A 22597-nucleotide genomic window follows, 5' to 3' on the forward strand; every position below is an offset into this window, starting at 1 on the left:
CCGCCTTCATCGGCGAGCGCCTCAACGCCGTATCAGGCCACGGCTCGTTGCTGCTGTTGTCCGTATTCCTGGTCGCCGTCGCTCGCGATGCGCATCTTCGGCAGGAACTGCGGGTGCTCGCGCTGCATGAAGTCGATCAGCCCTTCGCGCACGCTGCAGCGCAGGTCGAACGCAAGGCCCGATGTTGCCGCGGTGCACAGCACGCGGATCTGCATGGTGCGCTCGGTCGCATCGGTCACTCGCAGGTTGAAGAAGCGGCCGTCCCATTCGGGTGCGGCCTTCACGATGCGCTCGACCTCCGCGCGCAGCGGCGCGAGCGGCATGCCGTAGTCGACGTAGATGAACACGGCGCCCAGCAGCTGCGCCGAGTGCCGCGTCCAGTTCTGGAACGGCTTCTCGATGAAGTAGGTGAGTGGCAGGATCAGCCGGCGCTCGTCCCAGATCTTGAGGACGACGAAGGTGCCCGTGATCTCCTCGACGCGGCCCCATTCGCCCTCGACCACGAGCACGTCGTCGATGCGGATCGGCTGCGCCAGCGCGATCTGCAGGCCCGCAATGAGGTTGCTGAACACCGGCTTGGCCGCAAGGCCGGCCACGATGCCGATCACGCCGGCCGAAGCCAGCAGGCTCGCGCCCACCTGGCGCGCACCCGGAAAGGTCATGAGCATCATCGCGCCGCCGGCCACCAGCACCACCGTCATGGCGGTGCGCGCCAGCACGCGCGTCTGCGTGAGCACACGGCGCGCCTGCAGGTTGTCGTCGATGTCGGAAGGGTTCTGGGCGAGCACGCCTTCGGCGAAGCCGCTGATGGCCTTCACCGTGAGCCAGGTGGCGGCGGCGATGAGCAGCAGTCCGTTGAGGTGGCGAACGTTGCCGATGAAGCGAAGGTCGTCAGGCGCCGCCTGGAAGATGAGCAGCAGCGCCACCAGCGGCAGCACGAGCCGTGCTGGCGCATTGCAGTTGATCACCATCGCGTGCACCGTGGGTACGGGGCGGGTGATGCGCTTCAGGACAAGGCCGCCGATGCGGTGAACCAGAAGAGCGAGCGGGATGGCGACGAGGATGGCAATCCATGTGCCGAACCAGGGGTGGGCAAGTATCTCTTTGGTCATCAGGCGGTGGTCGTCGTGGCTGCTGTTGTCTCGTTCAGGGGTTGAAGAATGCGCGCCGCGTCGTCGCGCAGCTGCGTGGCGAGTGCCGTGGCGAGGTCGAGCCGGCGCAGCAGCCAGGGGCTGATGTCGTTGTCGAACGGGTCGGGCAGGGGGATCGGGCCACCCACGGTGGTCGAGCCGGCGCTCTCGGGTTGAGAGGGGCCGGTGGTAGGGATGGTTCCGATGGCCGCTTCGATGCGCTGCGCGGTGCGGCTGATCGGGCCTTCGACCTCTGCGGGCGTGAGGCGGTCACGCCGCAGCACCAGCATCGACTTCACGGCGCTCAACTGCGCAAGCAGCTGGTAGCTGTGTGCCTGCAGGTGCTCGAGCGGCTCCAGCGGCGGCTGCACCGCGCGCGGCTCCGAGAGCGAGCGCTGCGTGGCCTGCACCAGCGCCGAGAGGCTGTCGTAGGCCTCGCGGCGCGCGAGCCGCCATTCGAGCTCGGGGCTGCTGTCGATGGCCTTGAGCTGACCCAGGCCGAGCGCGAGCCGTGCATGCCGCGCCTGCGCGCTGAGCACGCGCGACACCAGCGCCGGAATCTGCGTGCGCTCCCACGAGGGCAGCACGTAGCAGAAGCCCCAGGCCAGCGCGGCGCCAATGAGCGTGTCGGCGATGCGCTCGAAGAGCGCGAAGATGGGCGCGATGCCCACGTTCAGCATGTGGGCCTGCACCAGGCCGAGCACGGTGGCGGCCACGGCGGTAATGAGGTAGCGCCGCACTGCGAAGCTGTGCGCGATGGCCTGCGCCACCGTGACGATGACCAGCAGCATCAGCGCCGACGGGTGCGCCGACAGCAGCCCCACCGCGAGCACGCAGCCCAGCAGCGTGCCGGCCACGCGCGCGTTGCGGCGCTCCAGCGTCTGCGACAGGCTGCCGCGCAGCACGACCACGATGGTCAGCAGGATCCAGTAGTCGTGCGAGCCCCAGGGCATCGACACCGCGATGGCGTAGCCGGCTGCGATGGCCAGCGCGGCGCGGATGGCGTGGCGCAGCGGCGGCTGGTCCCAGCTCCACAGTGTGAAGAAGGGGCGCAGCGACCAGTCGGTAGGGCTCACGAAGAGCTGCCAGTTGGCGCGCACCACGGCGAGGTTGGGCTCGGCGTCGCCGCGCGCCATGGCCGACAGGCGCAGCACCTCGTCGTTGATGTGGCCGATGCGGCTGGCCAGCCCGCGCGCGAGCATGGCGGCCGTGGGGCCGATGTGGCCGCCGCTGCCGCCGTGCATGTCGGCGCTGTCGTCGGCCGAGACGTGGATGGCCGCCAGGCGTGGGCGGCGGTCGGCTATGGCCTCGGGGTGGCGGCCCATCATGAGGGCGTCGGCCAGCGCGATGGTCTCGTCGGCGAGCTCTTCGAGCACGCGGCGCATCTCGATCAGCGCCTCGGCGTGCGCGGGGTGGGCGCGCAGGGTGTCGAGGTCGAGCTCGCTGGCCAGCAGCTGGTCGCGCATCTCGAGCACGATCACCAGCATGGCGGCCAGGCGCTGGCGGCGCGGAGTGCGCGGCGATTCGAGCACGATGTCGCGCGTGGCCTGCAACTGGTCGGCCAGCGCGGCCTGCTCGCGCAGCAGTTGGCCCAACAAGGGCGCGGGAGTGTCGCGCACGTCGCGGGTCTCGTCCTGCGGCAGGAACTGGCTGGCCTCGGTTCGCATCAGCGCGGCCAGCGAATACAGCACGTCGGCCACCGACTGGGTGCGAAAGCGCCCGTTGAGCGCGAGGTTGGCCAGCGTGGCCCAGATCACGTAAAGGCCCGCGCCCAGTCCGAAGTGCCAGGTGCGCTCGATGGCGTCGGCCATGCCGGCGGGCGGCGGCGTGGCCATGGAGAACACCATCGAGAACATCACCGCGATGGCGATCGGAATGCCGCGCTTGCCCCAGGCCATGGCCAGGAAGGCGACGAAGGTGGCGGGCACCAGCACCAGCCCGAGCCGGATGGGGGCACTGTGCAGCATCTGCACCGCGAAGAAGAGCGGCAGCCCGATGAGCGGCGCTGGCAGCATCTGCAGGAACTTGCCGCGGCGTGGTCCGGGCAAGTCGGGCGGCGCGGTGACGATCACGCCGGTGGCGGCCGCAGAGGCCGCAATGGTGCCGAGCCAGAGGTGGATGCCGCCCGAGATGAACAGCAGGCCCAGCGCAACGGTGAGCCCGCTCGCGACGTAGTGGCTCAGCGCGATGCGCAGAGCGGCACGAACGCGGGGCGCGGCGTGGGGCCCCAGCATCGTCACTTGGCGGGCGTGTCGCCCTCGGAGGGGCCACTGGCGGCGGGTGCGTCGCGGCGGATGCGCGTGAGCTTTCGGGGGCGGGTGCGGCGGCGGGTGCCGGGGCGGCGCCTTCGGCAGCTTCATCCGCGAAGTCGACCACGGTGCTGCGGGCGTACAGGTCGACCGAGGCGTCGGCGGCATTCGACTTGGTCGAGGCGGACACGGCGCGCACGCGGTCGCTGGCGCGCAGCTTGTCGTCCACGTTGGCAAACTTCGAATACTTGGCGAGCAGCGGCACCAGCTGGCCGTAGATGCGCGGGGCGCCGGCCAGGCATTCGCGCTGTTCGAGGAACTCGGGCTCGCCCGTGAAGTTGCCGATCAGGCCGCCGGCCTCGGTCACCAGCAGCGAACCCGCGGCCACGTCCCAGGGATTCAGGCCGGTCTCGAAGAAGGCGTCGGTGAAGCCGGCCGCCACGTAGGCGAGGTCGAGTGCGGCGGCGCCGGGGCGGCGCAGGCCGGCCGCGCGGGGCATCATGTCCGCCATGATGGCCAGGTACTGCTTGAAGTTGTCGCCGGTGCGGAACGGGAAGCCGGTGGAGATCAGGCACTCGTTGAGGCGGGTGCGCTTGGAGACGCGGATGCGGCGCTCGTTCATGTAGGCGCCGCGGCCCTTGGTGGCGGTGAACAGGTCGTTGCGGGTGGGGTCGTACACCACGGCCTGCTCGATCTTGCCGCGCACCGACAGCGCGATGGACACGCAGTACACCGGGAAGCCGTGGATGAAATTGGTGGTGCCGTCGAGCGGATCGATGATCCAGACGTAGTCGGAGTCCTTGGCGCCGTGTTCGGTGCCCGATTCTTCGGCCAGGATGCCGTGCCCCGGGTACGCGCCAAGCAGCGTCTCGATGATCGCTTTTTCGCTGGCGTGATCGACTTCGGTGACGAAGTCGTTGACCTGCTTCTGGGAGATGCGAACGGCCTCGACGTCGAGGGCGGCGCGGTTGATGATCGCGCCGGCGGCGCGTGCGGCCTTGACGGCCACGTTGAGCATGGGATGCAGGTTGGGGGACGACATTGGATTGTGGGAAGAACGGTGGGGAGGCCCCCGGAGGCGGCCCGGCGATGCGGGCAGCGAGAATCGGGGGATTTTACCGGCTCCGCCGTTTCGTGTCTCCAAATCCGCCATGCGCACCCGTTTCATCCTGATCCAGACCAGCCACGCCGGCAACGTGGGCGCCGCCGCCCGCGCCATGAAAACCATGGGTTTTTCCGACCTCGTACTGGTGGCGCCGCGCTGGGCCAACGTGCTGCGGCGCGAGGAAACCATCCAGCGCGCGAGCGGCGCGCTCGACGTGCTGACCAACGCCCGCATCGTAGAAACGCTGGACGAAGCCCTTGACGGCGTCACCCACCTGTGCGCCACGGCCATGATCCCGCGCGACTTCGGCCCGCCCACGCGCACGCCCCGGGAGCACCTGGAACCCCTGGCCAAACAGGGCGACCAGCACGTGGCCTTCCTGTTCGGCTCCGAGCGATTCGGCATGCGCAACGAGGACGTCTACCGCTGCAACGTGGCCCTGAGCATCCCGACCGATCCGAAGTTCGGCTCGCTCAACCTGGGCGCGGCGATCCAGGTGGTGGCCTACGAGTGGCGGCTCGCGCTCGGTGGCTACGAGGTGCGCGAAGCCATCAACCCCGTGCAGGCGGCCGATGCGCAGGCGGTGGGCGGCATGCTCGACCACTGGGAGCGCTCGCTCGTGGAGATCGGTTTCCTCGATCCCGAAGCGCCCAAGAAGCTGATGCCGCGGCTGCAGCAGCTTTTCAACCGCGCCCAGCCTACGCCGGAGGAAATCCACATCCTGCGTGGCATCGCCAAGGCCATGGCCGACGCCGCCAAGGCACCCAAGGCCGGCAAAAGCTCCTGAATAAAAAACCCCTTCGGCCCTACGCGAAGACCCCCGGCCTTAGACTGCTTCGCCCCTATCGATATAACGACAACAGACAGAAGGCAGCGATGTTTACTCGACTGCGCGCCGACATCCGGTGCATCCTCGAACGCGACCCGGCCGCCCGCAGCGCATGGGAAGTGATCACGGTCTACCCCGGCTTCCATGCCGTGGTGCTGCATCGCTGGGCGCACGCCTGTTGGACGCATGGCTTCAAGTGGCCCGCGCGCTTCATCGCGCACTGGGCGCGCTGGCTCACCGGCATCGAGATCCATCCGGCCGCCAAGCTCGGCGAGCGCGTGTTCTTCGACCACGCCATGGGCGTGGTGGTCGGCGAGACGGCCGAGATCGGCGACGGCTGCACCATCTACCAGGGCGTGACGCTGGGCGGCACCTCGCTCTACAAGGGCGCCAAGCGGCACCCGACGCTGGGGCGTGATGTGGTGGTGAGCGCGGGGGCCAAGGTGCTGGGCGGCTTCGTCGTGGGCGATGGCGCCAAGATCGGCAGCAACGCGGTGGTCATCAAGCCGGTGCCGGCGGGGGCGACCGCGGTGGGCATTCCCGCACGCATCATTCCGTCGAAGACCGGCGAAAGCGCCGATGTGGCCGCGCCGCAGAAGTTCTCCGCCTACGGCATCACGCAGGAAGACGACCCGCTGAGCCAGGCGCTGCGCGGGCTGATCGACAGCGCATCGAGCCAGGAGCACCAGATCGCGCTGCTGTGGCAGGCCATCGAGAAGCTGTCGGCGCAGCCGGGCACCAAGGATTGCGTGCCGGGCGATGCGGCGCGCGACGAGAACTTCGAGGCGGACAAGCTCACGCAGCTGGTGGGCAAGTAAGAAGAAGCCCGATCAGCCGCCCCGCTTGGCCGGCGCGTGCAGCGCCCCGTGCACATGGCCTGCGTGCTGGCCGAAGGTCTCGGGAGCGAGGGAGGCGGTGTCCAGTTCCTGCAGGATGCCGCAGGCGTTGGCCGATTCGGGGCCGCAGCATTGTTGGCGCAGCGCCTTCAGTTGCTTCTCCAGCATCTTGAGTTCGGCGATGCGCGTGGCAACGTGGCCGATGTGGTCGTCCAGCAACTGGTTGACCTCGCCGCAGTCGTCCTGTGGCGCGTCGCGGAATTTCAGCAGGCTGCGGATCTCGTCGAGCGTCATGTCGAGCGAGCGGCAGCGGCGGATGAAGCCCAGGCGCTGGGCATGGTCTTCGTCGTAGATGCGGTAGTTGCTATCGGTGCGCGCGGGCTCGGGCAGCAGTTGCTCGCGCTCGTAGTACCGGATGGTTTCGACCGGCGTGTTCGCGACCTTGGCCAGTTCCCCGATTTTCATGATGCGGCAAATGAACGAGTGGGAATGAGCGTTTGACTCTACACCTGCTTCAGGGTTTCCAATCGATGCCATGACGAATCAGAACGCCCTGAAGCCGGTGACGCCGGCCCTTCATCCGCACGACCACGATCATGGTCACGACCACGCGCCCGGGCATGCGCATTCCCCTGCCGCAACATCCTGCTGCGGCGATCCGGTCTGCGGCTCGTCGCCCGCCATCGACGCGGCCGATATTCCCAAGGGCGCCTTGCTCTTTCACATTCCCACGATGGATTGCGCCGTCGAGGAATCCGAGATCCGCCGTGCGCTCGAGCCAGTCGCGGGGGTCAAGGGCCTGCGCTTCCGGCTTGGCGAACGCACCATGGCCATCACCACCGACGACGGCGTGCTGCCCCAGGCGCTCGCCGCGATCCGCGAGGCCGGCTTCAAGCCCGAGCCGCTGAACGCAGAGGGTGCCGCGGCAGCCGCGCCCGCGAAGATCGCCGGCATGAGCATCGGGCTTGCACGCCTGGTGGCTGCACTGCTGCTGGCCATCGCGGCCGAATCGATCTCCTTCATGGGGTTCGAGAGCAAGGGCTTCATGGCGGCCGAGATGGTGCTGGCGCTGGGCGCGATCGGCCTCGCCGGTCTCGACACCTACAAGAAGGGCTTTGCCGCATTGGTGCGCGGGCGCCTGAACATCAACGCGCTGATGGCCGTGGCCGTCACCGGTGCTTTCATCATCGGCCAGTGGCCCGAAGCCGCGATGGTGATGGCGCTCTATGCCATCGCGGAACTGATCGAAGCGCGCGCCGTGGACCGTGCGCGCAATGCCATCCAGAGCCTGCTGGCGCTCGCGCCCGAGCAGGCCGAGGTGAAGCAGGCCGACGGCAGCTGGCGCACCGTGATGGCCAGCGAGGTGGTGCTGGATGCCATTGCGCGCATCCGCCCCGGCGAGCGCGTGCCGCTGGACGGTGTCGTCACCGAAGGCACCAGCGCCATCGACCAGGCGCCGGTCACGGGCGAGAGCATTCCGGTCGACAAGACCGTCGGCGACCAGGTGTTCGCGGGCACCATCAACCAGACCGCCGGGCTGGAGTTCCGCGTGACGGCGGTGGCGGCCAACACCACCTTGGCGCGCATCATCCACGCGGTCGAGGAGGCGCAGGGTTCGCGCGCGCCGACGCAGCGCTTCGTCGACAGGTTCGCCGCCATCTATACGCCCACCGTCTTCGTGCTGGCGCTGGCCGTGGCGGTGCTCACGCCGCTGTTCATGGACTGGACGTGGCTGCAGGCCATCTACAAGGCGCTGGTGCTGCTGGTCATCGCCTGCCCGTGCGCGCTGGTGATCTCGACGCCTGTCACCGTGGTGAGTGCGCTGGCCGCGGCCGCGCGGCGCGGCATTCTCATCAAGGGCGGCACGTACCTCGAAGAGGCGCGCAGGCTCAAGGCGGTTGCGCTCGACAAGACCGGCACCGTCACCGAAGGCAAGCCGAAGCTGGTCGACTCGGTGCTGGTCGACACCTCGGGCAACGAGGCCACGGTGTTCACCATTGCTGCCAGCATCGCGGGCCGTTCGGACCACCCGGTGTCGAAGGCCATCGCCGAAGGCCTGAAGGGGCCGCAGGACGAAGTCGGCGACTTCGCCGCGCTGCCCGGCCGCGGCGTGCAGGCCACGCACGCGGGGCAGGCCTACGTGCTCGGCAACCACCGCCTGATCGAGGAGCGAGGCCTGTGCACGCCGTCGCTCGAAGCCGAACTGAAGCGCCATGAAGAGGCGGGCCGCACCGTCACGCTGCTGGCATCGGACAAGGCCGTGCTCGCGCTGTTCGCCGTGGCCGACACCATCAAGGAATCGTCGCAGGCCGCGGTGGCGGAACTGCGTGCGCTCGGCGTCGTGCCCGTGATGCTCACCGGCGACAACGCCGCCACCGCGAAGGCCATCGGCGCCCACGCCGGCATCGACGACGTGCGCGGCAACCTGCTGCCCGAGGAGAAGCTCGACGCCGTCAAGGCCATGCAGCAGCGCTACGGCGCCGCCGCGATGACCGGCGACGGCATCAACGACGCCCCCGCGCTCGCGCAGGCCGACATCGGCTTCGCGATGGGCGGCGCCGGCACCGACACCGCGATGGAAGCGGCCGACGTGGTCATCATGAACGACGACCTGCGCCGCATCCCCGAGACCATCCGCCTGTCGCGCCGGGCGCATTCGGTACTGTGGCAGAACATCACGCTGGCGCTGGGCATCAAGGCCGTGTTCTTCGTGCTCGCGGTGTTCGGCAGCGCGACCATGTGGATGGCGGTGTTTGCCGACATGGGGGCGAGCCTGCTGGTGGTGGCGAACGGGCTGCGTCTGATGCGCGCGCAAAAGTAGAAGCCACGGCTTCACTTCACCAGCGCGCAGCCCACGCCTCCAGCGGCACCCGCGCCGCATTGCACACATAGCTCACGGAGTGATACCAACCCGCGAGCATCATCAGCTCGATCAGCTGCGCATGGCTCCAGTGCGCGCCCAGGGCCTCCCACAGTGCATCGTCCACATTGCTCGTGTCGTGCAACTGGTCGACCATCGACACCAGAAGCCGGTCGCGCGGCGCGAGCAATGAAAGATCGCCATCGGCCGATGCCATCACGCGCCGGTCGGTTTCGCTGAAGCCGGCCGCGTCGGCGAAACCGGCCCAGTGCACGCCCCATTCGTATTCGGCACCGCAGCGGACACAGACCCGCAGGATGACGATCTCGCGTTCGCGCAGGCCGATGGCCGCCTTGCGGCCCAGCAGGTAGCGGCCCAGGTCGAGCGCGCGTTCGGCCAGCGCAGGGTTCACGGCCATCACGCGGAACAGGGCGAGGATTTCGGGCGCCTGCGGCGGCGTCATGCGCCGGAGCAGTTCGCCGATGGACTCGGGATAGGGCGCTTCGAGCGGGGGAATCCTCGGCGTGGGGTTCGCGGCTGTGCCGGCCATGGACGGTTCCTTCAATGCAATGATGGAAATCGCTACGAAAAGCGTAGCGATTCGCCGCAGTCTATCGCTACGAAATGCGTAGCGCAAGCGCGTACACTCGCCGAACGACCGATCAACCGAAGGACCCGGCATGGAAGACGCACAACCCGCGGCATCGCGCCGGCCCATCATGCGGCTGCTGGAGCAGCTCGGCCGCAAGGGCACGTTGCGCATCCTGTGGGAGCTGCGCGACGGGCTGCCGCAGAGCTTCAGGGCGTTGCGCACCAGCACGGACGACATGTCGCCCTCGGTGCTGAACGACCGGCTCAAGGAGCTGCGCGCTGTCGGCGTGGTCGAGCTTGCCGATGCAGGCTATGCGCTCACCGAGTCGGGCGGCGAACTCGTCAAGCGCCTCGCGCCGCTGAACCAATGGGCCAACCGCTGGCTCGACGACACGGCTTCGAACTAACATCCGCCGCATTGCCTTCCGTACTCCCGTCCCCCGATGTCTGTCACTTCGCTCCTGCTGCAACTCATCGTCATCCTGATCACTGCGCGTCTGTGCGGATGGATTCTTCGCCACGTGGGCCAGCCGGGCGTTGTCGGCGAGATGGCGGCGGGGCTGATGCTCGGGCCGGTCGTGATGGGGGCGCTGTTTCCCTCGCTGCATGCGCAGCTGTTCTCCAAGGAGTCGCTGCAGGGGCTTTCGTCGCTGTCGACGCTGGGGCTGGTGCTGTTCATGTTCGTGGTCGGCCTGGAGCTGCGGGCGTCGCAGGGCGTGCGTGAGCAGCTTCGCTCGGCGGGCTACGTGGGCGTGCTGAGCGTGGCCGTGCCGATGGCGCTGGGCCTGGCGATCGCGCCGGCGCTGCATCCGGCGCTCGCGCCGGCCGGGGTCGCGGTGTGGCCGTTCGCGCTGTTCGTCGCGGCGGCGCTGTCGATCACCGCCTTTCCCGTGATGGCGCGCATCCTGAAAGACCGCGGCATGACGCGCACGCCCTTCGGCCAGCTGTCGCTGGGTGCCGCGGCCGTGGTCGACGTGTTCGCCTGGATCCTGTTGGCCGTCGTGGTCGCGCTGGTCGGTGCGGGCGAGGGCTACCGGGGCCTGCTCAAGACCACGCTGGGCATGGCGGTGTTGCTGCTGACGCTGTTCTTCGGGCTCAAGCCGGCCTTCGCGCGGCTGCTGCGCGCCAAGGCGCCCGAGGGCGAGCCTTCGACCACGGTGATGGCGGCGCTGATGATCGGCCTGCTGGCGACGGCGCTGGTCACCGAGTGGCTGCACCTGCATGCGGTGTTCGGCGCCTTCCTGTTCGGCGCCTGCCTGCCGCGCGACGACCGGCTGCTGAAGTCGCTCACTGAGCGCATCGAGCCGATTTCCATCGTCGTGCTGATGCCGCTGTTCTTCGCGCTGGCGGGACTGGGCACCACGGCCAATGCCTTCTCGGGCGCGAGCCTTGGCGCAATGCTGCTGATCGTGGGCGTGGCCACCGTGGGCAAGATCGCAGGCGGCGCGGCCGGCGCACGCATGGCGGGCTATGGCTGGCGCGACAGCCTGGCCACGGGCTCGCTGATGAATGCGCGCGGTCTGATGGAACTCATCGTGATGAAGATCGGCCTCGATGCCGGGCTGATCGGCCCCGAGCTGTTCACGATGCTGCTGGTGATGGCGCTCGTGACCACGGCAATGACGGGGCCGCTGATCAACCTGTTCATCGGCCGCAAGGCAGCAGTCGCGTCGGACGGCGCTCACGCCAAGTCCTGACGGCGGTTCAGCCGTCGCGGCGCACTGTGAAGCCGATGCGCGTCTCGCCGCCCTGGCTCGCCGCGAACACGCGCCCGCCGTGCATGCGCGCGATGGCTTCCACGATGGACAGGCCCAGGCCGTGGTGCCGAGGCGAGCCGTCGCGGGCCGGTGCCGCGCGATAGAAGCGATCGAACAGGCGAGGCAACGCGGCGGGGTCGATCGGCTCGCCCCGATTGACCACCGCCAAGGTGAACTCGCTGTGGTTCTTCTCGCTCCCGATCTCGAAGCGGATCGTCGAGGCAGGCGCCGCGAAACAGATCGCATTGCCCAGCAGGTTGAAGAGGGCGCGCCGGACCAGCGCGGCGTCCACGTCGGCCATGGCGTCGCCCTTCACCTCGGCGCGCAGGCCGGCTTCTTCCAGCATGGCGTCGTAGAAGTCGATCACGTCGCCCGCCTGCGCCGCCAGGCTGGCCGCCGCCCGTGTGCGCATCGGCGTGCCGCTTTCGGCCTGCGAGAGAAACAGCATGTCGGTGACGATGCCCGAGAGCCGCCCGATCTCTTCGAGGTTGGACGCGAGCACGGCCTGCAGCTCCTCGTTGCCGCGCGGGCGCGTGAGTGCGAGTTCGGTGGCGCCGATCAGGTTGGCCAGCGGCGTGCGCAGCTCGTGCGCCACATCGGCGTTGAATGATTCGAGCTGCACATAGGCGCGCTGCACCCGCAGCAGCAGCGCGTTGAACTGGGTGATCCAGGGGCGCAGTTCTTCGGCGAAGTCCATCGCATCGATGGGGCGGTTGGCCTTGTCGGGCGCCATTGCAGCGGTGCGCTCGGCCAGCGCCTTGAGCGGGCGCAGGCCGCGCCGCACCAGCCACATGCCCGTGAGCGAGACCAGCGCCGTGCCCAGCACGACGGCGCCCAGCAGTGTCCATCCGAGTCGCTCCAGCAGGCGGTCTTCCTGCGCCGTGTTCACGCCGAGCTGAACCTGCAACTGCGTCGTCAGGCCACTCTGCTGCCAGGGCACCACGAGGTCGCGCCGCATCCAGCGGCCGCCGGCTGTGGGACTGGACTGGAAAAGCTGCTTGCCCGCATGCGAGATCGACAGGCTCACGTCGTCCTGCATCGAGAAGAAGTCGTCGAGCTTGTGCCGCAGGAAGACGAGGTCGCCGCCTTTGTCGGCCTCCTTGAGCAGGTGCTCCACCAGCACTGCCTTCTGGTTGAGCTCCTCTTCCTGTTTCTGCCCGAAGCTCCAGGCCGTGACGAGGTAGATGGCGAAGCAGATCACGCTGAGCCCGAACAGGGTCTGCGCGGCGAACCAGAGCGACAACCGGCTCTGGAGTGAGTGCGGCCGGGCGGTCAAGACCAGGAGCGGTCTTCGAGGACGTAGCCCATGCCGCGCACGGTGTGCAGCAGCTTCACCTCGAACGGATCGTCGAGCTTGCTGCGCAGGCGCCGGATGGCCACTTCCACCACGTTGGTGTCGCTGTCGAAGTTCATGTCCCACACCTGCTCGGCGAGCGTGGTGCGCGACAGGATCTGGCCGCGCCGGCGCAGCAGCACCAGCAGCAGCGTGAACTCCTTGGCCGTGAGGTCGAGCCGTATGCGGTTGCGCATGCACTTGCGGCTGACGAGATCGACCTCCAGGTCGGCCAGCCGCAGCACGGTGGATTCCTGCTGCTTGCCGCGGCGCATCAGCGCCTGCACGCGCGCCAGCAGTTCGGAGAAGGAGAAGGGCTTGACGAGGTAGTCATCCGCGCCCTGCTGCAGCCCCTGCACGCGGTCCTCGACCTTGTCGCGCGCCGTCAGCACCAGCACGGGCACGTTCTTCGTGCGGCGGATGGCCTGCAGCACGGCAAAGCCGTCGATGCCGGGCAGCATCACGTCGAGCAGGACGAGGGCGTAGTCGCCCTCGGTGGCGAGGTACCTCCCCTCGATGCCGTCGCGAGCGATATCCACGACGTAGCCGTTCTCCTCGAGCCCCTTTTTCAGGTAGTCGCCAAGTTTGGGTTCGTCTTCTATGACAAGGATCCGCATTCACGCATGATATCGAAGCGCTTTTGATACGAGGATTACGATTTGGTAATCCTATTGACGGACGAAGCCTTCACCCGGTGCCATACATTGCGCCGGGCCCGCAGGCCGCAAGGCCTTTGCCCGAGCCTGCCGCGCGCCGCCGATATACTTTTTGCTCCCATGCGCCGCTGGCTTCTCATCTTCCTGCTCGTCCTGTTGCCGTTCCAGTTCAGCTGGGCGTCGGCATCGGCGTACTGCCAGCATGAGCGCGACACGCAGACCGAGCACTGGGGCCATCACGAAAGCGAAACCCGCGGCACCGACCGCAGCCACAGCGGGGAGGGCGCGCAGAAGAACTCCAGCACCCAGCCGAATGCCGTGGTCGGCGACTGCGCGGTCTGCCATTCCGGCAGCGTGCAGCATGCAGAAGCTTCGGCGGAGCCGGTGAAGGCCGCGGCGCGCGTGGCTCCGGCCCTGCGCGCGACGTCCGCCGAGCGCTTCGCCTCGCACATTTCCGATGTTCCAGTCCGTCCCGACTGGTCTCTCGCCCTTTGATTCGGCGAGAGAACACCTCTTTTCTGATTTCCACCATCAGCTGAGCTCTCGCCGAATTCGTCCGTCCGTTGTTTCGCAACCCAGGAGAATTCGATGCGCACGCTCTTCGTGCCGCTGGCCGCATTGGCCATGGCGGCGCCCCCGGCTTTTTCACAGGTCACACCGACCGCTGCCGGCTCCCCGTATTCACAGCCATCCGGCGCGGCGGCCCGCACGCTGGAGCCCTCAGGCCCGCTGACGCTGGGCAATGCCGTCGCGATGGCGTTGCAGGCCAACCCCGGCCTGTCCGCGGCATCCCGCGAGAAGGACGCCACCGAGGCCGCCATCGTCCAGGCCGGCGCCTGGCCCAACCCCACGCTCGATGCGCAGGTCTTCCACCTGCGCCGCGACAACCGCACCACCACGCTGCAGCTGAGCCAGCCGCTCGAACTGGGCGGCAAGCGCGCCGCCCGCGTGACGGCGGCCGAGCGCGCGAGAGACCAGGCCGTCTCTGCGCTGGCCGGCCGCCGCGCCGAGATCCGCGCGGCGACGGTCACCGCCTTCTTCGACGTGCTGACCTCGCAGGAGCGCCTGCGGCTCGCGCAGGATTCCGCGGGACTCGCGCAGACGGCCACCCGCGCGGCGGCCAACCGCGTGGCAGCCGGCAAGGTCTCGCCGCTGGAAGAAAGCAGGGCGCGCGTGGCCGAGGCCGGCATCCGCGTCGAGCTGCAGCAGGCGGAGGGCGCGCTGCGCTCGGCGCGCCGGCAGCTGGCCGCGCTGTGGGGCAATCCGAGCCCGCGCTTCACGCAGGTGGAAGGCGTGGTCGACCAACTGCCGGCGATGGTGCCGGCGCAGGAAGTGGAAAGCCGCCTGGGTGCCGCGCCCGCGGTTCGGCAGGCGCGGCTCGAAGTCGAGCGGCGCAAGGCGCTGTCCGAACTGGAGCGGGCCAGGCGCATTCCCGACCTGACTGTGTCGCTCGGTGCCAAGCGCGTGCCGTCCTCCGAGGGCGAGACCGGTGGCAGCCGCCGCAACCAGGTGGTCGTGGGCCTGTCGGTTCCGTTGCCGATCTTCGACACCAACCGCGGCAACGTCGCCGAGGCCCTGAGCCGCGAAGAGAAGGCCCGCGACGACCTCGCCGCCGCCGAGTTGCAGCTGGGCGCAGACGTTACGCAGGCTTCGGAGCGGCTGCGCTCCGCGCGCGCCACCGCGCAGACGCTGCAACGCGATGCGCTGCCTGGCGCCGAAGCCGCCTACGAGGCCGCGGCCAAGGGCTTCGAGCTCGGCAAGTTCAGCTTTCTTGAAGCGCTCGATGCGCAGCGCACGCTGTTCCAGGTGCGTGCGCAGTACCTGCTCGCACTGGCCGACGCGCACCGCGCGGCCGGCGACCTCGACCGGCTGCTCGGCAACGAAGCCAGCGACTTCTCTCCCGCGACGGCGCCCATTGCGCGCTGACAAGCAAGGAATTCCAAAGATCATGAACACCGAAGAACGCAAACCTTTCGCTGAAAAAAGCGGGGGCAGGAAGCAGTGGATCGCCATCGCGGTCGTCGTGGTGCTGGGCCTTGGCGCTGGCGCGATGATTCTGCGCACCGCACCCGCCAAGCCCGAAGCGGCAGGCCATTCGGAGGCCACGGGGCACGGCGACGGCGAGCATCACGAAGACGAAGGCCAAGAAGGCCACAAGGAAGCCGGGGCGCAGGGCAAGGACCACGATCACAGCCATGGCGAAGCCTCGGGCCATATCGACAAGGAGCACCACGAAGAGGGCAAGCGGGAAGCCAGCCACGAGCCCGCCGGCCACAAGGAAGACGAAGAGAAGATCGCCTTCACGGACGAGCAGATCAAGGCGGCCGACGTGAGCATCGAGAGCGCCGGCCCCGCGCGCATCAAGACGTCGCTGCAGCTGCCCGGCGAGATCAAGTTCAACGAGGACCGCACGGCCCACGTGGTGCCGCGCGTGGCGGGCGTGGTCGACAGCGTGTCGGCCAACCTTGGCCAGGAGGTCAAGCGTGGGCAGGTGCTCGCGGTGCTGTCGAGCCCGGGGCTTTCGGAGCAGCGCAGCGAACTGCAGTCGGCGCAGCGCCGGCTGCAGCTGGCCCGCACCACCTACGAGCGCGAGAAGAAGCTATGGGAAGAAAAGATCTCCGCGCAGCAGGACTACCTGCAAGCCCAGCAGGCGATGCAGGAGGCGCAGATCGCAGTGGCCAACGCCAACCAGAAGCTGCTGGCGCTCGGCGCCACGCCCGGCTCGTCGGCGCTGGGCCGATACGAGCTGCGCGCGCCCTTCGACGGCATGGTGGTCGAGAAGCACATCTCGCTCGGCGAGTCGGTGGGAGAAGCCGTCAACGTTTTCACCATCTCCGACCTGTCGACCGTGTGGGCCGAGATCAGCGTGGCCGCCAACAACCTCAACCTCGTGCGCATCGGCGAGCGTGTGACCATCCGCTCGACCTCGTTCGATCAGACGGCCAGTGGCTCGGTGTCGTACGTGGGCTCGCTGATCGGCGCGCAGACGCGCACCGCCACCGCGCGCGTCACGCTCACCAACCCGCAGCGCATCTGGCGCCCGGGCCTGTTCGTGAACGTCGAGCTCGTGGCCTCCGAGATGGATGCGCCCGTGACCGTCTCGGCCGAGGCGGTGCAGACGGTGGAGGACAAGCCGACCGTGTTCCTCAGGGTGCCCGGCGGCTTCGTGCCGCAGCACGTGCAGACCGGGCGCAGCGACGGCAAGCGTATCGAGATCGTGAGCGGACTGGAGCCCGGCGCGGCCCATGCCGCCAGCGGCAGCTTCGTCGTGAAGTCGCAGCAGGGCAAGAACTCGGCCACGCACACCCACTGAGGACGCCTGCATGTTCGAACGCATCATTCGCTTTTCCATCGAACAGCGCTGGCTGATCCTGCTCGCCGTGCTCGGCATGGCCGCACTCGGCATCTTCAGTTACCAGAAGCTGCCCATCGACGCGGTGCCCGACATCACCAACGTGCAGGTGCAGATCAACACTGCCGCACCCGGCTATTCGCCGCTTGAGGCCGAGCAGCGCGTGACCTACCCGATCGAGACGGTCATGGCCGGACTGCCGGGCTTGCAGCAGACCCGTTCGCTGTCGCGCTACGGCCTGTCGCAGGTGACGGTGATCTTCAAGGACGGCATCGACATCTACTTCGCGCGGCAGCTCGTCAATGAGCGCATCCAGTCTGCGCGGGAAAGCATGCCGAGCGGCATTTCGCCGGTGGTCGGGCCGATCTCGACCGGCCTCGGCGAGATCTACCTCTGGACCGTCGAGGCGGAAGAGGGCGCGAAGAAGGCCGACGGCAAGCCGTACTCGCCCACCGACCTGCGCGAGATCCAGGACTGGATCATCAAGCCGCAGTTGCGCAACGTGGCGGGCGTGACCGAGATCAACTCCATCGGCGGTTACGCCAAGGAGTTCCAGATCGCGCCCGACCCCGCCAAGCTGCTGGCCCACGGCCTCACGATGACCAACCTGGTCACCGCGCTGGAGCGCAACAACGCCAACGTGGGCGCGGGCTACATCGAGAAGCGCGGCGAGCAGTACCTCATTCGCGCGCCGGGGCAGGTGAAGTCGGTGGAAGACATCGGCAACGTGATCCTCGGCAACGCGCGCGGCATTCCGCTGCGCGTGCAGGACGTGGCCGAGGTCGGCATCGGCAAGGAACTGCGCACCGGCGCGGCCACCGACAACGGCCGCGAAGTGGTGCTCGGAACCGTGTTCATGCTGATCGGCGAGAACAGCCGCACCGTGTCGCAGGCTGTCGACAAGAAGATGCGGGAGATCAACCGCACGCTGCCCGCTGGCGTGAAGGCCGTGACGGTGTACGACCGCACGGTGCTGGTCGACAAGGCCATCGCCACGGTGAAGAAGAACCTGTTCGAGGGCGCGGTGCTGGTCATCGCGATCCTGTTCCTGTTCCTCGGCAACATCCGTGCGGCGCTGATCACTGCGCTGGTGATTCCGCTGTCGATGCTCTTCACCTTCACCGGCATGGTGAACCAGAAGGTCAGCGCCAACCTCATGAGCCTGGGCGCGCTGGACTTCGGCATCATCATCGACGGCGCGGTGGTGATCGTGGAGAACTGCGTGCGAAGGCTGGCCCATGCGCAGTCACACAAGGGGCGGCCACTGACGCGCAGCGAGCGCTTCCACGAAGTGTTCGCGGCCTCGCAGGAGGCGAGGCGCCCGCTGCTGTTCGGCCAGCTGATCATCATGATCGTGTACCTGCCGATCTTTGCGCTCACGGGCGTCGAGGGCAAGCTGTTCCACCCGATGGCTTTCACCGTGGTGATTGCCCTGCTGGGCGCGATGATCCTGTCGATCACCTTCATCCCCGCGGCCGTGGCGCTGTTCATTGGCAGCAAGGTCAGCGAGAAGGAGAACCGCCTGATGGTGTGGGCCAAGCGCGGCTACGAGCCGCTGCTCGCGCGCGTCATGTCGGCCAAGCCGCTGGTCATTACCCTGGCCGCGGTGGCGGTGGTGCTGTCGGGCCTGCTGGCGACGCGCCTGGGCACGGAGTTCGTGCCGAGCCTGAGCGAGGGAGATTTCGCGATCCAGGCGCTTCGCATCCCGGGCACGAGCCTCACGCAGTCGGTCGAGATGCAGAAGCAGCTCGAACGCACGCTGAAGGCGAGGTTTCCGGAGATCGAGCGCGTGTTCGCGCGCACGGGCACGGCCGAGATTGCATCGGACCCGATGCCACCGAACATCTCCGACGGCTACATCATGCTCAAGCCCGAGAGCGAGTGGCCCAAGCCGAAGCGCACGCGGGAAGAGCTGCTGGCCGCCGTGCAGGAAGAGGTGGAAAAGCTGCCGGGCAACAACTACGAGTTTTCGCAGCCGATCCAGCTGCGCTTCAACGAGCTGATCTCGGGCGTGCGCAGCGACGTGGCCGTGAAGATCTTCGGCGACGACATGGACGTGCTGAACAAGACCGCGGCCGAGGTGTCGGGCGTGCTGGGCAAGATCGCCGGCGCGGCCGAGGTGAAGGTCGAGCAGACCACCGGCCTGCCGATGCTCACCGTGAACATCGACCGCAACAAGACTGCGCGCTACGGCCTCAATGTGGGCGACGTGCAGGACGCGATCTCGGCGGCGGTCGGCGGGCGCGAGGCGGGCACGCTGTTCGATGGCGACCGGCGCTTCGGCATCATCGTGCGCCTGCCCGAAAACCTGCGCACCGACCTCGAGGCCATCAAGCGCTTGCCCGTTGCCTTGCCCAATGGCGCGGGTGCCGAAAGCATGCGCACCAGCTTCATCCCGCTGGGCGAGGTGGCCACGCTCGACATTGCGCCCGGCCCCAACCAGGTGAGCCGAGAGGACGGCAAGCGCCGAATCGTGGTCAGCGCCAACGTGCGCGGCCGCGACCTCGGCTCCTTCGTGGCCGAGGCCGAGGAGGCGATGGGCAAGGTGAAGATCCCCGCCGGCTACTGGACCGTGTGGGGCGGCCAGTACGAGAACCTCGCCTCGGCCACCGAACGGCTGCAGGTAGTGGTGCCGGTGTCGCTGCTGCTGGTGTTCACGCTGCTGTTCGCGATGTTCGGCAACCTCAAGGACGGCCTGCTGGTGTTCACCGGCATCCCCTTCGCGCTCACGGGCGGCATCGTGGCACTGTGGATGCGCGGCATTCCGCTGTCGATCTCGGCGGCGGTGGGCTTCATTGCGCTGTCGGGCGTGGCGGTGCTCAACGGACTGGTGATGATCTCGTTCATCCGCAACCTGCGCGAGGGCGGCCTGCCGCTGGACGCCGCGATCCGCGAAGGCGCGCTCACGCGGCTGCGGCCGGTGCTGATGACGGCGCTGGTCGCTTCGCTGGGTTTCGTGCCGATGGCCATCGCCACCGGTACCGGTGCCGAGGTGCAGCGGCCGCTGGCGACGGTGGTGATCGGCGGCATCCTGTCGTCTACCGCGCTGACGCTGCTGGTGCTTCCGCTGCTCTACCGCATCGCGCACCGGCGGGAGGAGGAAGGCGAGCGCGAGGTCTGGGGCCTCAGCGCCTGATGGCGGACTTCGGCCTGAACGCCTTGCAGACCGAATCGTCCGTCTCGAGGTACGGCCCGCCGATCAGGTCGATGCAATAAGGCACCGCTGCAAAGATGCCGGGTACGACCTGCACGCCTTCGGTGTCCTTGAGCCCTTCGAGCGTTTCCGCAATCGACTTCGGCTGCCCCGGCAGGTTGATGATCAGGCTCTTGCCGCGGATTACCGCCACCTGCCGCGACAGGATCGCCGTCGGCACGAAGCGCAGGCTGATCTGGCGCATCTGTTCGCCGAAGCCGGGCATTTCCTTGTGGGCCACGGCCAGCGTGGCCTCTGGGGTCACGTCGCGCAGGGCGGGGCCGGTGCCGCCGGTGGTCAGCACCAGCGAGCAGCCGGCGTCGACCAGTTCGATCAGCGTCGCGCTGATGCGGTCGGCCTCGTCGGGGATCAGTCGGGGCTCGAATTCGATGGGGTTCTTCAGTGCCCGGCCGAGCCACTCCTTCAGCGCAGGCAGGCCCTTGTCTTCGTAGGTGCCGCTGGAGGCGCGGTCGCTGACCGAGACGATGCCGATGCGAACAGAGTCCGGTGCGCTCATGGTGTTGCTCCTTCCCGGGAGGGGAGGGAGAAAGACAAGGGGCTCATGCGTCGTCTTCCCGGTCTTGTGCGGCGGCGGCCGCCGCATGGTCCGCGCCTCCGTGCACTGCCAGTTGCGCGCGCACGAGCTGAAAGATTTCGCGATAGGCCTTGCCCTGGCGCGGCGCTTCGCCGGCCGGGCCGGACTTCATGTCCTTGCGGGCCTGGCGCACCAGCGCGCGCAGCTGTTGCGAGTCGGTGGCGGGATGGGTTTCGATCCAGCCGCCCAGGGCGTCGTCGTCGGCAATCAGCCGGTCGCGCCACCGTTCGGCCTCGTGCAGGGCGGCGGTTTCGGCGGCCGGCACGCTGTTCTGTTCGCTCAGGGCGAGCTTCACTGCCTCGAGCACTTCGGGCTCCAGCTTGCGCATGAGCTTGCCGATGAACTGCATCTGGCGGCGCTTGCCCTCGAAATTGGTGATGCGCTTGGCCTCGGCGATGGCGTCGACCAGTTTCTCGTCGAGCTGGAGTGCGTCGAACAGGCCGGCGCGCAGTGTGAGCAGCTCGGTGCCAAGCTTCTGCAGTTCGTCGCTTTCGCGCTTGAGATCGGTGCGGCTGGCTTCGTCGGAGCCCTTGAGCTCGCGCTTGAGCTCAAGGTCGAGTTCGCTGCCTTCGGCTACGAACTGGCCACGGACGAAATAGCCTTTTTTGGGTTTGCGGGACATGAGGTGGATTCTGGGCCGCACCGTGCGGCGTTGCAACGCGTGCAATGCGCAGTGGGAAGCTAGGGGAAAACGGGAAATGGGGGGCGCAAGTATCATAGCCACCACATGACGACATCCTCCTCGCGCGCCGATTCCGGCTTCGCCTACAGCCGCTCCTTCTTCGAAAACCTGGTCGACTCGGCCTTGGCCCATGCCAAGAAGCTCGGCGCCACCGACGCCGGGGCCGAGGCCTCCGAGGGCTGCGGCCTGAGCGTCTCGGTACGCAAGGGCGAGCTGGAAAACGTCGAGCGCAACCGCGACAAGTCGCTGGGCATCACGGTCTACGTGGGCCACCGCCGCGGCAACGCCAGCACCTCCGACTTCTCCGACGCCGCCATCAAGCAGACCGTGCAGGCGGCCTACGACATCGCCCGCTTCACGGCCGAAGACCCCGTCAGCGGCCTGCCGGACGAAGAGGACATCGCCAAGGTGCACCCCGAACTCGACCTGTTCCATCCCTGGGACGTGACGAGCGAGCAGGCCGCCAGGCTGGCGCTGGAATGCGAAGAGGCGGCCCTGACGACCGACAAGCGCATCACCAACAGCGAAGGCGCGGGCGTCTCGGCGCAGCAGAGCCACTTCTTCAGCGCCCACACGCACGGCTTTCGCGGCGGCTATGCCAGCTCGCGGCACTCGATCTCGGTGGCGCCCATCGCCGGCAAGGGCGACGACATGCAGCGCGATGCCTGGTACAGCTCCATGCGCTCGGCCGGTGAACTGGCCAGCCCGCAGGCCGTGGGCCGCTACGCCGCCGAACGGGCGCTGAGCCGCCTGAAGTCGCGCAAGATCAAAACCACCGAATGCCCGGTGCTGTTCGAGTCGCCGCTGGCCGTGGGCCTGCTGGGCGGGCTGGTGCAGGCCGTGAGCGGGGGGGCGCTGTACCGCAAGAGCAGCTTCCTGCTCGACTCGCTGGGAAAGCCAGTGCTGCCCAAGCACGTCGATGTGGCCGAAGACCCGCACCTCATTCGCGGCAAGGGCAGTTCGCCCTTTGACGACGAAGGCGTGACCACGCGGGCGCGCAAGGTGGTCGATGCCGGCCGCCTCGAAGGCTACTTTCTCTCGACCTACTCGGCCCGCAAGCTGGGTATGAAGACCACCGGCAACGCCGGCGGTTCGCACAACCTGACGCTGAGCTCGCGCCTCACCAAGCACGGCGACGACCTCGACGCCATGCTCGCCAAGCTCGGCACCGGCCTGTTCGTGATCGAGCTGATGGGCCAGGGCGTGAACTACGTGACCGGCGACTACTCGCGCGGCGCCAGTGGCTTCTGGGTTGAGAAGGGCCGCATCGCCTTCCCGGTGCAGGAGATCACCATCGCCGGCAACCTGAAGGACATGCTCATGGGCATCGAGGCCATCGGGGCCGATGCCTACACCTTCGGCGCCAAGACCACGGGGTCGGTCCTGGTGAACCGCATGAAGATCGCGGGCAGCTGAGCCCCTGGGCGGG

Annotated in this window: 18 protein-coding genes and 1 pseudogene; 10 read left to right on the plus strand and 9 right to left on the minus strand. The window is 68.1% G+C overall.

Features of this window, described 5'->3' with window-relative positions; genetic code table 11:
* Positions 1-32: 32 nt before the first annotated feature.
* From ACEN9N_RS05055 to ACEN9N_RS05065, 3 genes and pseudogenes are all read right to left on the minus strand, one after another.
* Positions 33-1112: a mechanosensitive ion channel family protein gene (locus ACEN9N_RS05055; RefSeq protein WP_007833730.1), complete on the minus strand. Its 1080-nt coding sequence runs from the start codon at positions 1110-1112 to the stop codon at positions 33-35.
* On the minus strand, positions 1112-3364 hold the full coding sequence (locus tag ACEN9N_RS05060) for an FUSC family protein (protein ID WP_413312593.1): 2253 nt from the start codon (positions 3362-3364) through the stop codon (positions 1112-1114). Before ACEN9N_RS05060 ends, ACEN9N_RS05055 begins: the two co-directional genes overlap by 1 nt.
* Before the next feature lie 2 nt (positions 3365-3366).
* A pseudogene (locus ACEN9N_RS05065) lies at positions 3367-4421 on the minus strand (inositol monophosphatase family protein).
* Positions 4422-4530: 109 nt separating this feature from the next.
* On the opposite strand from ACEN9N_RS05065, the gene ACEN9N_RS05070 reads away from it, so the two are divergent.
* Both ACEN9N_RS05070 and cysE read left to right on the plus strand, forming a co-directional pair.
* Entirely contained in the window at positions 4531-5271 is a 741-nt protein-coding gene (locus tag ACEN9N_RS05070) for an RNA methyltransferase (protein ID WP_495655495.1), read from the plus strand.
* A gap of 89 nt (positions 5272-5360) precedes the next feature.
* Positions 5361-6131: a serine O-acetyltransferase gene (cysE, locus tag ACEN9N_RS05075; protein WP_007833726.1), complete on the plus strand. Its 771-nt coding sequence runs from the start codon at positions 5361-5363 to the stop codon at positions 6129-6131.
* Between the two features lie 12 nt (positions 6132-6143).
* On the opposite strand, the gene cadR is transcribed toward cysE, so the two are convergent.
* The gene (gene cadR / locus ACEN9N_RS05080) at positions 6144-6614 is read right to left on the minus strand and encodes a Cd(II)/Pb(II)-responsive transcriptional regulator (RefSeq protein ID WP_495655496.1); all 471 of its coding nucleotides are present in this window, start codon (positions 6612-6614) and stop codon (positions 6144-6146) included.
* 70 nt (positions 6615-6684) lie between these two features.
* On the opposite strand from cadR, the gene ACEN9N_RS05085 reads away from it, so the two are divergent.
* Positions 6685-8970: a heavy metal translocating P-type ATPase gene (locus tag ACEN9N_RS05085; protein ID WP_495655497.1), complete on the plus strand. Its 2286-nt coding sequence runs from the start codon at positions 6685-6687 to the stop codon at positions 8968-8970.
* Between the two features lie 16 nt (positions 8971-8986).
* Here ACEN9N_RS05085 and ACEN9N_RS05090 read toward each other — a convergent pair whose 3' ends face one another.
* Positions 8987-9559: a carboxymuconolactone decarboxylase family protein gene (locus ACEN9N_RS05090; protein WP_495655498.1), complete on the minus strand. Its 573-nt coding sequence runs from the start codon at positions 9557-9559 to the stop codon at positions 8987-8989.
* Between the two features lie 130 nt (positions 9560-9689).
* Between ACEN9N_RS05090 and ACEN9N_RS05095 the strand changes: the two genes are divergently transcribed.
* Together ACEN9N_RS05095 and ACEN9N_RS05100 are read left to right on the plus strand one after the other, a co-directional pair.
* Entirely contained in the window at positions 9690-10007 is a 318-nt protein-coding gene (locus ACEN9N_RS05095) for a winged helix-turn-helix transcriptional regulator (protein ID WP_413312590.1), read from the plus strand.
* Between the two features lie 36 nt (positions 10008-10043).
* The gene (locus tag ACEN9N_RS05100) at positions 10044-11297 is read left to right on the plus strand and encodes a cation:proton antiporter (protein WP_495655499.1); all 1254 of its coding nucleotides are present in this window, start codon (positions 10044-10046) and stop codon (positions 11295-11297) included.
* Between the two features lie 7 nt (positions 11298-11304).
* Here the strand turns inward: ACEN9N_RS05100 and ACEN9N_RS05105 are convergent, their stop codons facing one another.
* Positions 11305-12633 carry a heavy metal sensor histidine kinase gene (locus ACEN9N_RS05105; protein ID WP_495655500.1) on the minus strand — a complete coding sequence of 443 codons (1329 nt, stop codon included), beginning with the start codon at positions 12631-12633 and terminating at the stop codon, positions 11305-11307.
* Positions 12630-13307, minus strand: coding sequence for a heavy metal response regulator transcription factor (locus tag ACEN9N_RS05110; protein WP_413312587.1), 678 nt, complete (start codon positions 13305-13307; stop codon positions 12630-12632). The genes ACEN9N_RS05105 and ACEN9N_RS05110 overlap by 4 nt, the downstream gene beginning before the upstream one ends.
* A gap of 159 nt (positions 13308-13466) precedes the next feature.
* Between ACEN9N_RS05110 and czcI the strand changes: the two genes are divergently transcribed.
* The 4 genes from czcI to ACEN9N_RS05130 all read left to right on the plus strand — a co-directional run bounded on the left by czcI (position 13467) and on the right by ACEN9N_RS05130 (position 19834).
* Positions 13467-13841, plus strand: a complete 375-nt coding sequence (czcI, locus tag ACEN9N_RS05115; RefSeq protein ID WP_495655501.1) for a cation efflux protein, CzcI family — start codon at positions 13467-13469, stop codon at positions 13839-13841.
* 93 nt (positions 13842-13934) lie between these two features.
* Positions 13935-15272 carry a TolC family protein gene (locus tag ACEN9N_RS05120; protein ID WP_495655502.1) on the plus strand — a complete coding sequence of 446 codons (1338 nt, stop codon included), beginning with the start codon at positions 13935-13937 and terminating at the stop codon, positions 15270-15272.
* Positions 15273-15294: 22 nt separating this feature from the next.
* Positions 15295-16659 (plus strand): efflux RND transporter periplasmic adaptor subunit, encoded by a 1365-nt coding sequence (locus tag ACEN9N_RS05125; RefSeq protein ID WP_495655503.1) that lies wholly within the window; start codon positions 15295-15297, stop codon positions 16657-16659.
* 10 nt (positions 16660-16669) lie between these two features.
* Positions 16670-19834 (plus strand): CusA/CzcA family heavy metal efflux RND transporter, encoded by a 3165-nt coding sequence (locus ACEN9N_RS05130; RefSeq protein WP_495655504.1) that lies wholly within the window; start codon positions 16670-16672, stop codon positions 19832-19834.
* On the opposite strand, the gene mog is transcribed toward ACEN9N_RS05130, so the two are convergent.
* Both mog and yjgA read right to left on the minus strand, forming a co-directional pair.
* On the minus strand, positions 19824-20408 hold the full coding sequence (gene mog, locus ACEN9N_RS05135; protein WP_413312582.1) for a molybdopterin adenylyltransferase: 585 nt from the start codon (positions 20406-20408) through the stop codon (positions 19824-19826). The genes ACEN9N_RS05130 and mog overlap by 11 nt on opposite strands.
* Positions 20409-20451: 43 nt before the next feature.
* On the minus strand, positions 20452-21108 hold the full coding sequence (gene yjgA, locus ACEN9N_RS05140; protein ID WP_413331828.1) for a ribosome biogenesis factor YjgA: 657 nt from the start codon (positions 21106-21108) through the stop codon (positions 20452-20454).
* Between the two features lie 105 nt (positions 21109-21213).
* Here yjgA and pmbA point away from each other — a divergent pair, with 105 nt between their 5' ends.
* Positions 21214-22584 (plus strand): metalloprotease PmbA, encoded by a 1371-nt coding sequence (pmbA, locus tag ACEN9N_RS05145; RefSeq protein WP_007833703.1) that lies wholly within the window; start codon positions 21214-21216, stop codon positions 22582-22584.
* The last annotated feature ends 13 nt before the right edge of the window (positions 22585-22597 follow it).

Source organism: Variovorax sp. Varisp46 (genome assembly GCF_059491885.1).

Excerpts from the sequence above, each read along its gene's own strand:
- ACEN9N_RS05055 (WP_007833730.1), bottom strand. The coding sequence starts at position 1,112 with ATGACCAAAGAGATACTTGCCCACCCCTGGTTCGGCACATGGATTGCC.
- ACEN9N_RS05060 (WP_413312593.1), bottom strand. The coding sequence starts at position 3,364 with ATGCTGGGGCCCCACGCCGCGCCCCGCGTTCGTGCCGCTCTGCGCATC.
- ACEN9N_RS05070 (WP_495655495.1), top strand. The coding sequence starts at position 4,531 with ATGCGCACCCGTTTCATCCTGATCCAGACCAGCCACGCCGGCAACGTG.
- cysE (WP_007833726.1), top strand. The coding sequence starts at position 5,361 with ATGTTTACTCGACTGCGCGCCGACATCCGGTGCATCCTCGAACGCGAC.
- cadR (WP_495655496.1), bottom strand. The coding sequence starts at position 6,614 with ATGAAAATCGGGGAACTGGCCAAGGTCGCGAACACGCCGGTCGAAACC.
- ACEN9N_RS05085 (WP_495655497.1), top strand. The coding sequence starts at position 6,685 with ATGACGAATCAGAACGCCCTGAAGCCGGTGACGCCGGCCCTTCATCCG.
- ACEN9N_RS05090 (WP_495655498.1), bottom strand. The coding sequence starts at position 9,559 with ATGGCCGGCACAGCCGCGAACCCCACGCCGAGGATTCCCCCGCTCGAA.
- ACEN9N_RS05095 (WP_413312590.1), top strand. The coding sequence starts at position 9,690 with ATGGAAGACGCACAACCCGCGGCATCGCGCCGGCCCATCATGCGGCTG.
- ACEN9N_RS05100 (WP_495655499.1), top strand. The coding sequence starts at position 10,044 with ATGTCTGTCACTTCGCTCCTGCTGCAACTCATCGTCATCCTGATCACT.
- ACEN9N_RS05110 (WP_413312587.1), bottom strand. The coding sequence starts at position 13,307 with ATGCGGATCCTTGTCATAGAAGACGAACCCAAACTTGGCGACTACCTG.
- czcI (WP_495655501.1), top strand. The coding sequence starts at position 13,467 with ATGCGCCGCTGGCTTCTCATCTTCCTGCTCGTCCTGTTGCCGTTCCAG.
- ACEN9N_RS05120 (WP_495655502.1), top strand. The coding sequence starts at position 13,935 with ATGCGCACGCTCTTCGTGCCGCTGGCCGCATTGGCCATGGCGGCGCCC.
- ACEN9N_RS05125 (WP_495655503.1), top strand. The coding sequence starts at position 15,295 with ATGAACACCGAAGAACGCAAACCTTTCGCTGAAAAAAGCGGGGGCAGG.
- ACEN9N_RS05130 (WP_495655504.1), top strand. The coding sequence starts at position 16,670 with ATGTTCGAACGCATCATTCGCTTTTCCATCGAACAGCGCTGGCTGATC.
- mog (WP_413312582.1), bottom strand. The coding sequence starts at position 20,408 with ATGAGCGCACCGGACTCTGTTCGCATCGGCATCGTCTCGGTCAGCGAC.
- yjgA (WP_413331828.1), bottom strand. The coding sequence starts at position 21,108 with ATGTCCCGCAAACCCAAAAAAGGCTATTTCGTCCGTGGCCAGTTCGTA.
- pmbA (WP_007833703.1), top strand. The coding sequence starts at position 21,214 with ATGACGACATCCTCCTCGCGCGCCGATTCCGGCTTCGCCTACAGCCGC.